14 protein-coding genes are annotated in these 15786 nt (G+C 59.7%); 2 read left to right on the top strand and 12 right to left on the bottom strand.

Annotation, left to right across the window (positions count from 1 at the left end; translation table 11 throughout):
• The first annotated feature begins 197 nt into the window (after positions 1-197).
• Positions 198-1427 (top strand): methyl-accepting chemotaxis protein, encoded by a 1230-nt coding sequence (locus Ga0074115_RS11845; RefSeq protein ID WP_060528554.1) that lies wholly within the window; start codon positions 198-200, stop codon positions 1425-1427.
• A 263-nt stretch (positions 1428-1690) separates the two neighbouring features.
• Here Ga0074115_RS11845 and Ga0074115_RS11840 read toward each other — a convergent pair whose 3' ends face one another.
• The 10 genes from Ga0074115_RS11840 to Ga0074115_RS11800 form a co-directional block, all read right to left on the bottom strand.
• Entirely contained in the window at positions 1691-3781 is a 2091-nt protein-coding gene (locus Ga0074115_RS11840) for a TonB-dependent copper receptor (protein ID WP_057955730.1), read from the bottom strand.
• Between the two features lie 474 nt (positions 3782-4255).
• Complete coding sequence (locus tag Ga0074115_RS16865; protein WP_232433069.1) at positions 4256-4747, bottom strand: cation:proton antiporter domain-containing protein; 492 nt, start codon at positions 4745-4747, stop codon at positions 4256-4258.
• Complete coding sequence (locus Ga0074115_RS16860; protein ID WP_232433067.1) at positions 4660-5091, bottom strand: cation:proton antiporter; 432 nt, start codon at positions 5089-5091, stop codon at positions 4660-4662. The genes Ga0074115_RS16865 and Ga0074115_RS16860 overlap by 88 nt, the downstream gene beginning before the upstream one ends.
• Positions 5092-5127: 36 nt before the next feature.
• Entirely contained in the window at positions 5128-6327 is a 1200-nt protein-coding gene (locus tag Ga0074115_RS11830; RefSeq protein ID WP_057955731.1) for a tetratricopeptide repeat protein, read from the bottom strand.
• Positions 6324-6950 (bottom strand): energy transducer TonB, encoded by a 627-nt coding sequence (locus Ga0074115_RS11825; protein ID WP_057955732.1) that lies wholly within the window; start codon positions 6948-6950, stop codon positions 6324-6326. The genes Ga0074115_RS11830 and Ga0074115_RS11825 overlap by 4 nt, the downstream gene beginning before the upstream one ends.
• Entirely contained in the window at positions 6947-7360 is a 414-nt protein-coding gene (locus Ga0074115_RS11820) for an ExbD/TolR family protein (RefSeq protein ID WP_005965208.1), read from the bottom strand. The genes Ga0074115_RS11825 and Ga0074115_RS11820 overlap by 4 nt, the downstream gene beginning before the upstream one ends.
• The gene (locus Ga0074115_RS11815; protein ID WP_005965209.1) at positions 7360-7785 is read right to left on the bottom strand and encodes a MotA/TolQ/ExbB proton channel family protein; all 426 of its coding nucleotides are present in this window, start codon (positions 7783-7785) and stop codon (positions 7360-7362) included. Before Ga0074115_RS11815 ends, Ga0074115_RS11820 begins: the two co-directional genes overlap by 1 nt.
• On the bottom strand, positions 7769-9124 hold the full coding sequence (locus Ga0074115_RS11810; protein ID WP_057955733.1) for a MotA/TolQ/ExbB proton channel family protein: 1356 nt from the start codon (positions 9122-9124) through the stop codon (positions 7769-7771). The genes Ga0074115_RS11815 and Ga0074115_RS11810 overlap by 17 nt, the downstream gene beginning before the upstream one ends.
• Positions 9121-9888 (bottom strand): DUF3450 domain-containing protein, encoded by a 768-nt coding sequence (locus tag Ga0074115_RS11805; protein WP_057955734.1) that lies wholly within the window; start codon positions 9886-9888, stop codon positions 9121-9123. Before Ga0074115_RS11805 ends, Ga0074115_RS11810 begins: the two co-directional genes overlap by 4 nt.
• 149 nt (positions 9889-10037) lie before the next feature.
• Entirely contained in the window at positions 10038-10892 is an 855-nt protein-coding gene (locus tag Ga0074115_RS11800; RefSeq protein ID WP_057955735.1) for a sterol desaturase family protein, read from the bottom strand.
• Between the two features lie 132 nt (positions 10893-11024).
• On the opposite strand from Ga0074115_RS11800, the gene lpxL reads away from it, so the two are divergent.
• A complete protein-coding gene (lpxL, locus tag Ga0074115_RS11795) occupies positions 11025-11939 on the top strand; it encodes an LpxL/LpxP family Kdo(2)-lipid IV(A) lauroyl/palmitoleoyl acyltransferase (protein WP_057955736.1) in 915 nt (304 codons plus the stop codon).
• A 136-nt stretch (positions 11940-12075) separates the two neighbouring features.
• Here lpxL and Ga0074115_RS11790 read toward each other — a convergent pair whose 3' ends face one another.
• Both Ga0074115_RS11790 and Ga0074115_RS11785 read right to left on the bottom strand, forming a co-directional pair.
• Entirely contained in the window at positions 12076-14211 is a 2136-nt protein-coding gene (locus Ga0074115_RS11790; protein WP_057955737.1) for an FAD-dependent oxidoreductase, read from the bottom strand.
• Between the two features lie 90 nt (positions 14212-14301).
• Entirely contained in the window at positions 14302-15747 is a 1446-nt protein-coding gene (locus Ga0074115_RS11785; RefSeq protein WP_057955738.1) for a TrkH family potassium uptake protein, read from the bottom strand.
• Positions 15748-15786: the final 39 nt, after the last annotated feature.

The following is a 15786-nucleotide window of genomic DNA, read 5'->3' as shown; positions in this document are numbered from 1 at the left end:
AATCGCCTCCACTACATCTTTCCTTTTCTGATCACGCTGTTCTTTTATCGTAGCCATGGAAAGCAGTATACACTGCCAATACTTTCGGAACGATTAATAAGAACGAAAGATTTCCAACTCTCTGCCGATTTACATTCTTGAAGCGAAAGCAGGCGGACTTGCAACCGCCAGACTGCAACAATGATGGACGATTCATAGTGAACCAAAAACTCTTCTACGGCTCATTGGCAGGGATCCTGCTTTTCTCTGTGATGACAACCGTCTCACTCCTGGCGCAGTTACCAGATTGGCTACTGCTCCTGCTCAGTACCACACCCGCCCTGATCGTCATCATCCTGTTGATCGCTTCACGTAGCAGAGACAAACAATCCGCCGAAGCTGAACGAAAAAAAGAGGCGATTGCCCGTATGCTCGGCAATTATATGGCGACATCCAATGGTGCCTTCGATGTTGTCAGTGAACAGTTCAGCAGTCTTCGACGGGAACTGAATCAGGCCAAAGATATTCTGCACAGCGCCACCGAAAAACTCGCCGGCAGCTTTACCGGCCTGGACAACGAAACCGAAGATCAGCGCCAGCGCCTGCAGGTGCTGGTCGAAGAACTCTATAACGTGGCCCGCGGCAACCAGTACAAGGAGCAGACAGAGGGCATCAATCGCTTCAGCACTCAGAGTCAGGAGATCGTCACCAACTATATTTCCACCCTCTCAGAGATGAAAAACAACAGCAGTGCCATCGTCGACAACTTTGGCGAAATGACGGGGCAAGTCAACTCAGTGGTCTCACTGCTCAACGATGTCAACGATATCACCAGCCAGACAGATCTACTGGCTTTGAATGCCGCAATCGAGGCGGCCCGAGCGGGTGATGCAGGGCGCGGCTTTGCGGTGGTGGCCGATGAGGTGCGCAACCTCTCCCGCCGCACCAACCAGTTTAGCGACCAGATCCGCGACCTGATCCTGCAGACCCAGAGCACCATGGAGCGCGTCTCAGTCAATATTCAGGAGATGGCAGAGGCCGACATGTCAAACGCACTCGAGGCCCAAGATCAGGTTAGAAACATGTGGGAGGAGATGCGGGCGCTCAACAAGGGTGCCACCACCCAAGCAGAGACCATCAATGAGCTTTCCGATAGCATCCGCCAGCACGTCAATACCGGCATACTTTCCCTACAATTTGAGGATATTGCTGTACAACTGGTCGATCACATCGCCCAGCGTTCAGAACAGATCGAGGCTTTCATCAACGGACTGATCGCCCTCCACTTCGAGCAGTCCGACTTCGAGCAGCAGATTGAGCACTTCCAGACCCGTCTCTCCGACCTGGAGAAAATCATCAACAATGGCAAGCAGGGCTTCGCACAGCTGGATCAGAACAAGGCGGTAGCACAACAGAATGTCGAGAGTGGTAGTGTCGATCTCTTTTGACCTGCTTCCCACCATCCTCTGCACAAGAAAAACCGGGTCACATCGACCGACTGGCTATCCCAACACAACCTCTCTTTCGTCGATAGATAATGTCCGTCCAGAAACAATAAAAACGATACGCAGAGAAGCGCGGAGATCACAAATATTATCTATAAACATCTGCATTCTTTGCGCTTCTCTGCGTCCAAACATGGCGTTTCCGGACGGACACTACTTATATGACTGCCTGGCTTATCACCTGGATGACCTCCGCCAGAACATGCTCAGAATTTAAGCGATGCCTTGACCCACACCTCACGGCCCGGCTCGTTCACCTGAATCGCTTCGGGACTGAAGGGATCAAGGTTGGCCCGGTTCACATGATAGGCATACTCTTTGTCAAACACGTTGTTGATGCCGAAGCGGATATCGGCACGGTCGTTGAAGCTGTAGCTGCCGTTCAGATCGAGCACTGCCCAGGCGGGGGTCTCCTGCACATCCTGACCGCTGCCGTCGACCAGATCGGCCCGAGTCTGTTTGGCATTTGCCCGCACCAGACCACCCAACGCCCAATCACCGCGGGTGTAGTCGAGGCCCAGGGTCAGTTCCAGCGGTGCGATCTGAGCAATATTGCGGTTATCAGTCGTGTTCTCAGCACGTACATAGGCCAACCCGGCATTGCCTGAGAACTGATCACTAAACTGATACGTGCCATCCCACTCAAAACCGGCAAAGCTGGCATCTACGTTACGATAGATGGTGGCTGTGGCATTACTAACCAGGATACCATCCTGAGCCCGTGCCAAATCCCTCAGAATGTAGTCGGTGACCTTGTTGTAGTAGAGGCTGAAACTGCTACTCCATACTGCATCGGCCAGCTCAACTCCAACCTCAATCTGATGATTTTTTTCCGGCTCAAGCTCCGGGTTACCAACCCAGCTGGTATCATTGCCCATCATCACAATCCAGCTGGCAACATAGCGTTCAGAGGCATCTGCGGTTCGCACGCTGCGACTGACTCCTGCATAGAGTTTACCCATGGCAATGGCGTGCTCATAACGCAGGAAACCACCCAGATTGTTTTCGCTCTTGCTCTCTGAGGTGCTAGCGTAGTAGGTGGCATAGAGGTCATTGGGAGTTGGGCTTGTGCTCACTTCGGGCTTCTCATCACCGCGGGAGATAGACGCATCGACCTTGTCGTAACGCAACCCCGCCTTGAAGCTGTCCTCACTGCCAACGGGCATCTCGATTTCGGCAAACAGGCCGGTCTGCTTCAGTTCGGCACCCGGCCACATGATCGACTGCACCACTGAGGGATCATCCGTCAGCGCCGTGGTGGCGCCCTGCAGGCGCTCTGCATCGCGGTCGTTTTTCTGGTAGTCAACACCCAGAGTCAGGGTCTTATCGCCCAACATCAGGTCACCGCTGATGCGGCCACCCAGGGTATCTGAAGTGGTCGGCGTCTTCATATTGCGCGCGGCGGTACGGGTGCGCAATGAGTAGTTGTCCATCAAATGTTTGACATCGGAGTTGTAGGCCTCCACCTTGAAACCTGCGAGCACACCTGCATCAGGCTGATGCTCAATCTTGAAGCGGATGTTGTCCGCATCGCTGTAGGGGGAGTCCATATTGGCACCTGGGAACAGCACATCATCCTCACGGGTCACCTCGAGATTAAGCTCCAGACGAGTCTCCGAACTCGGCGTCAGGCCGAGAATCAGGTTGCCTGACTTGTTGCTGTAGGCAGAGCGCACTTCGTTGCCAGCACCATCTTCATAGTTATCGGCATCCTTGTAACCGACAATAGCGCGGGCATAGCCCTGTTCTGCTCCTGCCGCCAGATCCGCAGCCAACTCCTTGGTATTGGAGTTGCTCATAAAACCCACATCGACCCTGCCCTTAAAACGCTCGCCCTCCTCAAACTCAGGCACGCCACGCTCAAACAGCACGGTGCCACCGCCGCCACCTCCCCCGTAGAGCACCGTCTGGGAGCCTTTGATCACGGTCACGCTGTCGTAGCTCTCGATGGCGGAATAGGCAGTGGGCGGATCCATGCGGTTGGGACAGCCACCATGGATGTAGGCGCCGCCCATCAGGATGTTGAGTCGGTTCTGACTCTGGCCGCGAATGATCGGCTCAATGCCATGACCGCCCATACGGGCGCCGCTGACGCCGGTTACCCCGCGCAACAACTCAGCCGCGTCAGCAGGGATACCTTTTTTTGCATCCTCCATCGGCATCACCGACAGCGCTGGAGAGGACAGTGCCTCACCCTCCACCACCAGTTCCGAGAGGTTTTCGGCCACCTCTTCTGCAACTACCTGGGGGAGAACAGCAATCCCGCTGATCGCGAGGGCCAAGGGGGTCAACTTCATCGATACGTCCTCTTGCATTTTGTTAGTTGGAATATTCCAGAGATCTTATGCAAGAGCGTTGCCAGCCATTTCTATCCTTTTAATTCAATATGTTACCGAACTGTTTCAATATGTATCCAAGAAAAAACAGGGTATTTGCCACAATAATAAGCCATATCACCCAGTTTCAGAGGCTAAACAAGAGGCACTCTTGCCCGCAATTCATCCCCGCCGCTCTCCTCTTTGAAGTGCCCAGCGGGAAAAAACCGGACCGATCAGTTCAAAAAAAATAGTCGTTCCGATCACTACCGAAAGCAGTATCTGCCGATGCTCGGGAAACCGAGTCGATGCCACCAGCGCCATACCGATTGCAACACCCGCCTGGGGCAGCAACGCAAGCCCCATCCATCGCCTTACCCTCTCTCCTGAGCCCCCCCCAAGTCGCGCCTAGCCAAGCTCCCAGAAGCTTGCCGGCACTGCGGCAAACCACATAGGTCACACCGATCCCCCCCCCACTAGGGCATTCAGTTCGAGCGATGCACCAGCGAACACAAAGAAGATCACCATCATCGGCGAATCGACATTCTCGATCGCATGGAATGGATAGTCGTGATGTCGGGCCAGGTTGACAATCACCGCCCCCATCACCATCGAGGCAATCAGATACGAGAGATCGAGCCAGATAGCTATCCCCCCACAGAGAAAAACCAGCCCCAACGCCTCGATCAACATCGGTTGGCCGGGCCGTATCCGTCCGCTCAGATAGGCCGCCGGCACACCGATGGCCACCCCCAGCAGCAGCGCTCCACCGATCTGCCAGAACGCAGACAGGATCGTCGCCGCCCCTTCTTCGGTGCCCATCATGAGAGCCACCAGAGAGACACCGAAAGCGAACAGGATCAGCGCCCAGACGTCATCGATGGCGACGATCTCCAGTAGCAGATTGGCGAAGCGCCCCTTGGAACCCGTCTCGACAACAACATCCAGGGTGGCTGCAGGCGCGGTGGCGGTGGCAACACTGCCAGCCAGGTCCCGGCTACCGCACTGACAGAGATCCAGAATAGTTGGCTGCCGCAGCTTCTCAGCGACTCGCCAGTGAGCTTCCCCCCCAGCAGGAATCCCACCATCAGCAACGCCATATTAGTGATGATCTCGAAACGTTCGCTCACCACCGACGAGATCAGGTCCAGCCCCTCATGGCCAATCAACAGACCAAACAACAGCAACAGGGTCACTCTGGGCAGGAAGGTATAGCGCCCAAGAAAATCAGTCAGCAGTCCAAACAGCAGGATGCCACCGATGGTGGTCAGAAATTCGGCCGTGTCATCCATTGTCTCCCCTTAACGTGAAGTATGGACAAGAATCGACTATCGCTGAAGCTGATGCTCCAGATAGCCCAGCCACTCCGCCAGCTGCTTACGCTGTGGTTCACCTTTGGCCAGCGGCTCTGCCCGAGTGAATGCCGCCTGCGCCTCTGGAAATTTGTTCAGGCGGATATAGACAGCCCCCAGCAGCACCCAGTTATCGTAACTGGGTCGTTTCAGCTGTTTTACAGCCCGTTGCAGGCGTTCCGCCGCTTCATCCCAACGCTCCAGCTCCACCAGCTGTTCCGCGCCGCGCAACTCCCAGCGGCCACTCTGATCGCGCTTGGCCAATGCATCGAATACCGGCAACGCCTTCTCCGGCTCCCGTGCCAGCACCCAGGCCTGGGCGAGCAGCTCCAGTGCCTTCTGGTCCTGCTCCGCCTCCCCTGTCGCCAGCAGCTGCGCCGCCAGCTGCGGCATCTTTTGATGCAGGTAGAGCTGCGCCAGCCAGAGGATCTCCCGCTGCTTCAGCTGGTCTCTGGAATGCGCCAGCTCCAGAGTCGCCAGCGCATCCCGCTCCCGTCCCAGCTCCATCTGCAACCCGGCCAGTTGCCGCCAGTAGGCCGCCGTCGCCGGAAAGCGGACGATCATCTTCGATAATAGGGCAACCGCCTGTTTAGTCTTCTTCGCGTCGAGATAGAGGCCGATCAACAGTTGAAACCAGGACTCTGCGGGATCATCACTCAGCCGGATCGCCGTCTCGAGATCATCGATTGCCGCCTCGATCTGATCCAGGGCACGGTGGATCTGTGCCTTCAGCAGATAGACGCGGGGCGGAGGTTTTGCCTCAGACTTCATCCAGCGGATCAAGAGCTGCAGTGCGGCCGCCGCATCATCCTCCTGAAACAGCAGCTGGACCAGCGTGTAACTTAGCTGGTGCGACACCTCCGCGGGCAGTTGCGCCGAATTCACTGCGGCCCTGAAGTGCCGGATCGCACTCGGATACCTCTCCCGACCGATCTCCACATAGCCAAAACTCTGATGTACCAGGGCGGTTTCGTAGCCATTGCCCGCGACACGCTGCAGCAACCCCTCAAGCTCCAGTGCCGCTTCATCGTAACGCTGATGGCGCATCAGTGCCTCCACCAGAAACAGGTATTCGTAGGTAAGACGGGAGGCGAGCTGAGCGGGCGGCGGCTCCTTGGCAAAGGCGTCGCTGGCGAAGGCGATCAACAGCAGAGGGAGCAGTAACAGCTTGATCATTTTTTCAGGGAGAAGCGGATTGTCTGGGTAGCTGAACGCGCCACGGCCACGCCATTTTCCAGCTGGGGCTGGAACTTCCAACCGCGAATCGCGCGCAGCGCAGCCTGCTCAAAAAAACCCTTCGGCTCGGCCTCCACCACTTTCGGGTCGCTCACCCCGCCATCGGGGTCGATGGTGAACTGCACCACCACATGGCCCTCGGTGCGGCGCAGCAGGGCTCGCCGCGGATAGCGTGGCGGGATCCGCACCAGCGGCACCGGCTCCGCCGGCAGCGGGGGTGGTGGCGGTGTCGCGAAGCCCCCCAGGTAGGGACCATTGCCTACATCCAGCGGCAGCGCAAGATTCGGCGCCTGCCAGGAGGGCAGTTCAATCTGTGGATTTTTCGCCGCGGCCGCAGCAGGCATCGGCCGCGGCAGCTCAGGCGTCGGCTCCTCCACTTCAGACGGTGGCTCCTCAGCTGGCGGCGGCGGTTCCTCGGGGGGCAGGCGCACAAAGTCGATCGGCAATGCTTTGGACAGCTGCGTGTTGCCCCGCTGGTGATCGGGGGTAACCATCGACTGCATCAGCTTCAGTAACCCGAAATTAACCAACAGTGCGATCAGCAGCGCCAGCCCCCATCTCACCGCCCCGGCACCTCGCTGGCAGCGATAGAGACACTGGCAGCACCGGCAAGACGCGCCTGATCGAGCACTTGGATCACCACCCCGGTAGGCGCCTGTCGGTCGGCCTGGATGACTACCGCTCCCTCAGGGTTCTCGGCCCGCAACCGCTCCACATTGGCACGCACCGCACGCGGGTCGATGCGCCGCTTGTCGATCCAGATTTCGCCGCTGCTGGTGACCGCAATCAGGATCGCAGCCTGCTCCTGGCGCAGCGCGGTAGCTGCGCTGGGCCGGTCCACCTCCACCCCGGTCTCTTTGACAAAAGAGGAGGTCACCATGAAAAAGATCAGCAGGATGAAGACCATATCAATCAGCGGCGTCAGATTGATGGTGACGCTGCCTGTCTCACCCTCGGTATGCCGGTGGCGCATCAGCCCCCCTCCCGATTGCGGCCCGGGTCGAGAATCCGGTGGCGCAGATCATTGACAAAATAGAAACCGGAGAGGGAGCTGACCAGTCCCGCCATGGTGGTGATTAGGGCGGTGGAGATGCCTGCCGACATGCCGCGAATATTGCCCGAGCCGTGGCTCGCCATCACATGGAACAAATCGATCATGCCCTCCACCGTGCCCAGCAGACCGAGCATCGGCAGAATCTGCACCATCGCCTCGACCAAGCCGAGATAGTCACCCCGGTGATTGTCCGAACCGCCCCTTGGCCACCACTGATGCGAATAACAGAGCGCGATCATCAACCACATCAGCAGCGACAGCAGCAGGATCAGCCACAGCACCGGCCCGCCCCGGTCGAGGAAGGCGGCGGTCTCCATCGGCATCCACTCAAACAGCCGGTCCATGCCTCGACTCCGCCCGTTCAGCCACCATCGCGGCACTCTGTTCATCCAGAATCTGGATCAGCCGATTGCTGCGCCCGGAGATAAAACTGTGCAGCAGCACCAGTGGGATCGCCGCCGCCAGCCCCAGTTCGGTAGTCACCAGCGCCTGGGAGATGCCACCGGACATCAAACGCGGATCCCCGGCGCCGAACAGGGTAATCGACTGAAAGGTCTCGATCATGCCGGTAACCGTGCCGAGTAACCCCAGCAATGGTGCCACCGCAGCCAGGATGCCGACCAACGGCAGACCTCGGCGCAGCCGCGGGATCTCTTTCAGGATCGCCTCGTCGAGGCGCAATTGCAGGGTCTCCGCATCCACCTCGGCCTCGCCGCTAACCGCCTGGCGCACCCGTCCCAGGGGATTATTCCCGCCTGGCGCTTCGAGCCTGAGCTGTCGTTTCATGCGGCGACCGAGCAGGCCTAGCACCGCCAACCGCTCGATCACTACCAACAGACCGACCACCCCCAAGGCGATGATCAGGTAGCCGATCACCCCACCCTGGCGAATCCGCTCCTCAAGGGTCGGCGTCTGCACCAGCTGCGCCAGAATCGCACCGCGGGAGGGATCGATGGCCATCATGCCGCCCGCCTCACCCGCCGCTTCGAAACGCCTGGCGACAAGTTGATAGCGGTGATCCGGCTGCCGCCCCAGCTCCACCAGCCGGCCGCTCTGCGGCAAATAGCGCAGATAGCGGCCATCGGAGACTGCACTGAACGGGCCGATACGGGTCACGCTCTGCTCGCGTTCCCGCCCATCGGCGCCGATCACCTGGCTCTGCAGGCGAACCACCTTGCCAGCCGCCAGGGTGCGCTCGAACAGCAGCTGCCAGAAGCTCTGCAGTTTGTCGATGGAGGGCAGCTCGCGGCTTTCGGCCAGCGACTTCAACTGCTGCAGATCACCCGGCCTCTCGATGTTGATCAGCGAGTCGGCGAAGCGTTCACGACTCTGCGAGGCCGCCTGACGCACGCTGCCGAACAGCTCACCCAGCTCAGCGCTGGCCTGCTCAAGCAACTCACGCCGCTGCTGCAGCAACCGTTGATTCTCAGCGAACTGCGCATCCTGCTGCTGGCGCTTCTGCTTCGCGGCCTGCAGCGCCTGCAGCGTCGACTCAAGTATCTCCTGGCGCTCCTCCCTGCGCTGCAGAAACCGCGCCTCTCGCTCGATGTGGCGCTGACGCTGCATCAGCCGGGTATCGCGCACCTGCTCCAGCAATCCATCCAGGGTGGCGTTGGCAGGCAGCTCCGCCCACGCCGGCAGACAACAGAACATCGCCAGTGGCAGCAACAGCCAGCGCTTCATTGCACCACCTCCGCCGCAGGCACCGGCAACAGCAGTAGGTCCGGCGGCAACTGCTTGCGTGCCACCCGGATCGCACGGTCGATCTCCCGCCCAGCATCCTCATCGAGGCCCCGCCAGCTCTTATCCGCGACATCCCAGATACCAGCCTGGCTGCCATCAAGGGTCCGGTAGAAGAGCCCAACCCGCCCGATGCGCAGGAAGTCGACCATACGTTCGCCGCCGTCCGCCTCCAGCACCCCCTGATAGGCCTCGATAGTGCGACCATACTCAGACTCGATCTGATAGGCCTCCAGCAGCCGGCGAAAGCGTTCTGCAAGATCAGTGTCAGGTTGGCTCTCCAGCTCGCGCAACTGCTGCACCCGCTGCTGGCGCTCCTGCAGCAGAAATGGGATATCGAGCGCCACAAACTGCTCCAGCACCTCAGTCATGCGGCTGGTGAGTGGGCCGATCTCATGCCGAGTCTGCTGCAGCGCCTGCTGTTGCCGTTCCAGGCTCTCAAGCTCCTGCTGCTGGGCGACCAACTGTTTCTCCCGCAGGCGGTTGTAGCTCTCAACCCGCTCCAGCTCCGCCGACGCCTGGCGCCACTGCTCGAGCAAATGCCGCGCCTCATCGTCCAGCTGCTCGACACGCTGCTGCGATGTGATCGCCTCTTGGTCGGCGCGCCGCTGCTCCTGCAGCGCCTGCTGCAGCGGATCGGCCTGGAGAGTTGCAGCGAGATTAAGCCCCAGCAGCAGCGCGAGGCCAGGCTTCAGCGAGATCCTCATAGCTTTGTGTTCCTATCGTAATCAATCGAACTGACAGCAGGGAATTACCCCGTGCCGCCAGTGGCGCAACAATTCAGCACACTTGCATGCGCGGTGCAATGATGAGTCTCAACCCGCCAGGCCGGCGAGTGGAAAGAGGACGACAGGCGCTAACTCTCCTTGTCCTGCCACTGGCGGCGGTTGATGGCGTAGCCGCTGATCTGCCCGATAAAGGGCAGCAGCAGCATGCCTGGCAGCCGATCCACCTGCTGCGCGTCACGGAAGTGGTGGATGCCGATGCTCATCCCCTCATGCCCCGCCCGTGGCTGCTGCCGATAGGTACCAAACAGCCGGTCCCAGATCGAGAGGTTGAAGCCAAAGTTGGAGTTGGCCTCGTCATCTTCCACCGAGTGGTGAACCCGGTGCATGTCGGGGGTCACCAGCAAGCTCCGCAGGGTGCGGTCGAGCGCCTCAGGTAGCTTCACATTGCCGTGGTTAAACATCGCCATGCCATTGAGGATCACCTCGAACAGGATCACTGCCACCACCGGCGGCCCCAGCAGCAGGATGGTGGCAAACTTGATCAGCATCGAGAGGATGATCTCGATCGGGTGAAAGCGCGCCCCGGTGGTGACATCGTAATCAAGATCGGCATGGTGGACCCGGTGCAGCCGCCACAGCAGCGGCACCGCATGCACCATCACATGCTGCAGCCAGATCACAAAATCCATCGCGATCACCGCGATCAACAGCGCTGGCCAGAAGCCAACCTGGTAGTGGTTCAGCAGGCCCCAGTCCTGTTCCGCCGCCACTGCCGCCACGCCTACCGCCGCAGCCGGAAACAGCAGTCGCAACAGCAGAGTATTGAGCGCCACCAGACCCAAATTATTGGCCCAGCGCAACAGTTTTGGGACGCTGAGCGCACGGCGCGGGGCAATCAGCTCCCAACCCGCCATGAGGGCAAAGATGCCGAAGAAACAGCCCAACCGGATAGTGACCTCATGGGCCTCGATAAACGCCTGCATCTGTGATCCCCCCACCTGATAGGGCCATACTCTAGTGTGGTTTGGCGGTTCATCCAAGGCCGGCCACCTCCAGGCCACACAAATCACGTACCATATTGGCCAACAAGATGCAGCACAGCCAAAGGAGACAGCGTGGCCGACAGCACAACACAACCCAACCTCTTCGCCCCCCGCCATTGGCCGAGCTGGATCGGCATCGGCCTGCTGCGGCTCGCCTGGCTACTGCCCTACCGGCCGCGTATGGCGCTGGGGCGAGCACTCGGGCGACTGGTGCTGCGGCTGGCGTCACGGCGCGCGCGGATCGCCCGCATCAATCTAGAGCTCTGCTTCCCGGAACTCGACCCGCAGGCCCAGCAGCTGTTGCTCAAACAGCACTTTGAATCCCTCGGCATGGGGTTGATGGAGACCCTGATGGCCTGGTGGGACGATGGCAAATCACTCAGCCAACGGGTGGAGTTTCATGGCCTGGAAGAGCTGCAGAAGCGGCTCGATGCTGGTCAGGGGGTGATTCTGCTCACCGCACACTTCACCACCCTGGAGATAGGCGCCCGCTTTCTCATGCGCTACTTCCCCAAGCCGTACTGTGTCTACCGTCCTAACCAAAACCCAATCATCGACCAGCAGATCATCAACGGACGCACCGGCCAAGGCGCGGTGATGATCGCCAGGGATAACGTGCGCGAGATGATCCGGCAGCTGCGCCAGGGACGGCTGCTCTGGTATGCCCCGGATCAGAACTACGGCCACAAATACAGCCTGTTTGTCGATTTCTTCGGCATCCCCGCCGCCACCAACTCCGCCACCTCCCGCCTCGCACAGATGGGGCAGGCCCAGGTCGTCGCCTACTACTGCCGGCGTAAACCCGACCTGAGCGGCTACCAGATCCGCTTCGAGCCGATCCCCGAGATCCCCTCTGGTGATCCATTGGAAGACACCACCCGCATCAACCAGACCTTCGAGCGCTGGGCGCGGGAATCCCCCGCCGACTACTTCTGGCTGCACCGGCGCTTCAAGGACCGGCCTGAGGGCGAAGAACGCTTCTATTAAGGCGCCTTCAGCCGGCAATCAAATAGATTGCATCTCTGTAGATGGGTGGGGCGATACCCATCTACAGCGCTAGCCCAACCGGGGTAAAGATGAGTTTAGTTACACTCACCCTATAGGGATGGCTATCTGGCCGATATCATCCCCGCCGCCAGGCATGGAAACGCCCCACCCACTCAAGCAGCTTTTGCGGTGCATGGGCCCGCTTCCACTCACCGGCGGCATATTTATTGGCCTCAAGCAGGGTCGGATAGATGTGGATGGTGCCGAGGATCTTGTTGAATCCAAAGCCGGGTTTCATCGCCGCGGTGAACTCGCCGATCAGCTCACCGGCATTCTCACCGACGATGGTGGCGCCGAGGATACGGTCCTTGCCCGGCACCGTCAGCACCTTGACCATGCCATGGGCCTCCCCCTCAGCGATCGCCCGGTCCAGCTCCGATAGATCGAAACGGGTCACCTCATAGCTCACCCCCTGCTGCTGCGCCTCCTGCTCGTTGAGCCCGACCCGCGCCACCTCCGGATCGGTGAAGGTGGCGAAGGGGATCACTGAGTAATCGACCCGAAAGCGGCGAAATCCGCCAAACAGTGAGTTGACCGCCGCATACCAGGCCTGGTGGGCGGCGGTGTGGGTGAATTGATAGGGACCGGCCACATCACCGCAGGCGTAGATGCTGGGGATCGGGCTCTGCAGATAGTCGTCGACCTGGATAGTGCCGTTGGGATTGAGCGGCAGCCCCAGCTCCTCCAGACCAAAACCGCTGGTATTGGGACGCCGCCCCACCGCCACCAGCACCTGATCGAAGGGGACGATCACCGCATCGCCGTCACGATCACACCGGAGCCGCTTTTCGCCATCCTCGATCAGAAACTCGGTGGCGCGATGTCCGGCCAGCACCTCGATCCCCTCCTCCTCGAAGCGCGCCTGCACCAGCGCAGCCACGTCTTCATCCTCACGCATCATCAGCCGCGGCGCCATCTCCACCATCGTCACCTTGGCGCCGAAGCGGGCGAAGGCCTGAGAGAGCTCGCAGCCGATCGGCCCGCCGCCCAGTACCAACAGACGCTGCGGCAGCTCACGCAACTGCCAGAGGTTGTCGGAGGTCAGGTAGTCGATCTGATCCAGGCCGGGGATCGGCGGCACAAAAGGGCGCGCGCCGGTAGCAACAATGATGTTGCGGGTAGTCAGCTCCCGACCGTCCACCTCCACCGTGTAGGGCGAGGTGATACGCGCCTCACCCTCGATCACATCGACACCGAGGCGGCTGTAGCGCTTCACCGAGTCGTGTGGCTCCACCTGTTTCACCACCCGCTGCACCCGCTCCATCACCCGGCCGAAGTCGAACTTTACATCCATCGAGTCGAACCCCCACTCCTGGGCGCGACGGCTCTGGGCGAGCAGACGCGAGGAGCGGATCAACGCCTTGGAGGGCACGCAGCCGGTGTTAAGGCAGTCGCCGCCCATCTTGTGTTTCTCAATCAGGCTCACCTTCGCCTTCACCGCCGCAGCGATATAGGCGGAGACCAGCCCGGCGGAGCCGCCGCCGATCACCACCAGATTGCGATCGAAAGATCTGGGTCTGTTCCAGCCCGCCAAGGCACGCCGGCGCTTGATCAGGGTGACGATCCGCTTGGCGATCAGCGGGAAGATCCCGAGCAAGACAAAGGAGCCGATCAGCGCCGGTGAAAGGATGCCGGAGAGCGAATCGAGCCCCGCCAGCTGGGTGCCAGCGTTGACATAGACCAGGGTGCCGGCGAGCATCCCCAGCTGGCTCACCCAGTAGTAGGTCCAGGTGCGGATCGGCGTTAGCCCCAACACCAGGTTGATCACAAAGAAGGGAAACAGCGGCACCAGCCGCAGGCTGAAGAGATAGAGTGCGCCATCCTTCGCCATGCCCGCGTTGATCGACTGCAGCCGATCGCCAAAACGCTGCTGCACCGCATCGCGGAACAGAAAGCGGGCCACCAGGAAGGCCAGGGTCGCGCCAATGGTGGAGGCGAAGGAGACCAGCACGAAGCCCCACACCAGGCCAAAGATCGCGCCGATCGCCAGGGTCATCACCGTCGCGCCTGGCAGCGACAGGGCGGTCACCAGCACATAGACCAGAAAGAACCCCAGGGAGCTGAGCAACGGCGCCTGATCGCGCCACTGTTGCAGGCCATCGCGCTGCTGCTTGAGGTTCTCCAGGGTCAGATAACTGCCCAGGTCGAAGACAAAGAAGGCCGCGATCAGAGCCAGAAGCAGCGCCAACAGGATGATCTTTTTCTTATCCATAACGATTCCGTTTGCGAAACAATGTGTCAGCCTTTACGCCGTACTTCTCGGTTTGGATGCAGAAAAGATGCGCCCAGGCGGGGCCACCGATTATTTTCGCCAGAAGCCTGGAGAGAGCAGCACCAGGATGGTGAAGATTTCCAGCCGACCCAACAGCATCGCGATCACCGCCACCAACTTGCCCATCGAGCTGACACTCTGGAAATTGTACGCCACCTCACCCAGCCCCGGCCCCAGATTGTTCATACTGGTGGCGACCGCGGAGTAGGCAGAGACCTGGTCCAGGCCGGCGTGTATCATGACCAGCATCAAGCCCCCGAAAGTGGCGACATAGAAGGCGAAGAAGCCCCACACGCTCTGCATCAACCGTGGCTCGACCACCCGCTGGCCGATCCGCACCGGCAGGATCGCGTTGGGGTGGATAAGACGGCGGATCTCATGCTGTCCCTGCTTCACCAGCAGCAGCACCCGCATCACCTTGATTCCACCAGCGGTAGACCCACCACAACCTCCCACGAAGCTGATAAAGATCAGCAGCACCGGCAAAAAATCGGGCCAGTGGGCAAAGTCAACCGTGCCGAAGCCGGTGCTGGTGACTACCGAGACCACCTCAAAGGTGGCATCTCGCAGGCTGGATGGGAGCTGTTCATAATTGCCCTCTAGCCTGAGGGTCAGGCCGACCAGCAATACCATCAGCAATACAAACAGCAGAAAGCTGCGTGATTCGATGTCCGTCAGATATTGGCGTAGGTTTCGGTTGTGCCATGCAAAATAGTGGACCCCGAAATTGATCGCAGCCAACACCATGAAAAAAATGGCTACCGCCTCAATCGCCGGACTGGCATAGAAACCCAGACTGGCGTCATGGGTAGAGAAACCGCCGGTAGAAACGGTGGAGAAGCTATGGGCAATGGCATCAAAAGGGGTCATGCCCGCCAGCCAGTAGGCAATGGCACAGCTGATGGTCAGCCCCAGATAGATCGTCCAGAGCGCGCGCGCAGTATCTGCCAGCCGGGGCGTGAGCTTCTCCTCCTTCATCGGGCCAGGAGCCTCGGCACGGTACAGCTGCATGCCACCGATGCCCAACATCGGCAGCACTGCCACGCCGAGCACAATCAGCCCCATACCCCCCAGCCACTGCAACTGTTGGCGGTAGAAGAGGATAGACTTGGGCAGATCATCCAGCCCGGTGATCACCGTGGCGCCAGTCGTTGTTACCGCTGAGGTCGACTCAAACAGCGCATCCACCAGCCCGAGGTGGACGCTCAGGATCAGAGGCCAGGTACCAAGCAGGCTAAGCAACACCCAAAAGGCAGAGACAATAATATAGCCATCCCGGTTGCTTAGCCGGATACGACTGCGGCCACCTACCAACCACAACAGCCCACCCAAGGCCAGAGTGCCAAGCATGGGTATCAGAAAATTCGTCAGCTCGGCTTCCTGGTACCAGATAGCGACGCCCAAGGGGCCACACAGGGAGAGTCCGAAAATAATTGCCAGGGCCCCCGAAACGCGAGCAATGATCCGTGTGTGCAAGATATCTACTTAAAAGATGAAAAACAGGATAGCGATTTT

This window comes from endosymbiont of Ridgeia piscesae (assembly GCF_001443665.1).
Lineage (GTDB): Bacteria > Pseudomonadota > Gammaproteobacteria > Chromatiales > Chromatiaceae > Endoriftia > Endoriftia persephonae.
The sequence above is the reverse complement of the archived record's forward strand: the minus strand, read 5'-3'. Positions and strand labels throughout refer to the sequence as shown.

Excerpts from the sequence above, each read along its gene's own strand:
- Ga0074115_RS11840 (WP_057955730.1), bottom strand. The coding sequence starts at position 3,781 with ATGAAGTTGACCCCCTTGGCCCTCGCGATCAGCGGGATTGCTGTTCTC.
- Ga0074115_RS16860 (WP_232433067.1), bottom strand. The coding sequence starts at position 5,091 with ATGGATGACACGGCCGAATTTCTGACCACCATCGGTGGCATCCTGCTG.
- Ga0074115_RS11830 (WP_057955731.1), bottom strand. The coding sequence starts at position 6,327 with ATGATCAAGCTGTTACTGCTCCCTCTGCTGTTGATCGCCTTCGCCAGC.
- Ga0074115_RS11820 (WP_005965208.1), bottom strand. The coding sequence starts at position 7,360 with ATGCGCCACCGGCATACCGAGGGTGAGACAGGCAGCGTCACCATCAAT.
- Ga0074115_RS11815 (WP_005965209.1), bottom strand. The coding sequence starts at position 7,785 with ATGGACCGGCTGTTTGAGTGGATGCCGATGGAGACCGCCGCCTTCCTC.
- Ga0074115_RS11810 (WP_057955733.1), bottom strand. The coding sequence starts at position 9,124 with ATGAAGCGCTGGCTGTTGCTGCCACTGGCGATGTTCTGTTGTCTGCCG.
- Ga0074115_RS11805 (WP_057955734.1), bottom strand. The coding sequence starts at position 9,888 with ATGAGGATCTCGCTGAAGCCTGGCCTCGCGCTGCTGCTGGGGCTTAAT.
- Ga0074115_RS11800 (WP_057955735.1), bottom strand. The coding sequence starts at position 10,892 with ATGCAGGCGTTTATCGAGGCCCATGAGGTCACTATCCGGTTGGGCTGT.
- Ga0074115_RS11790 (WP_057955737.1), bottom strand. The coding sequence starts at position 14,211 with ATGGATAAGAAAAAGATCATCCTGTTGGCGCTGCTTCTGGCTCTGATC.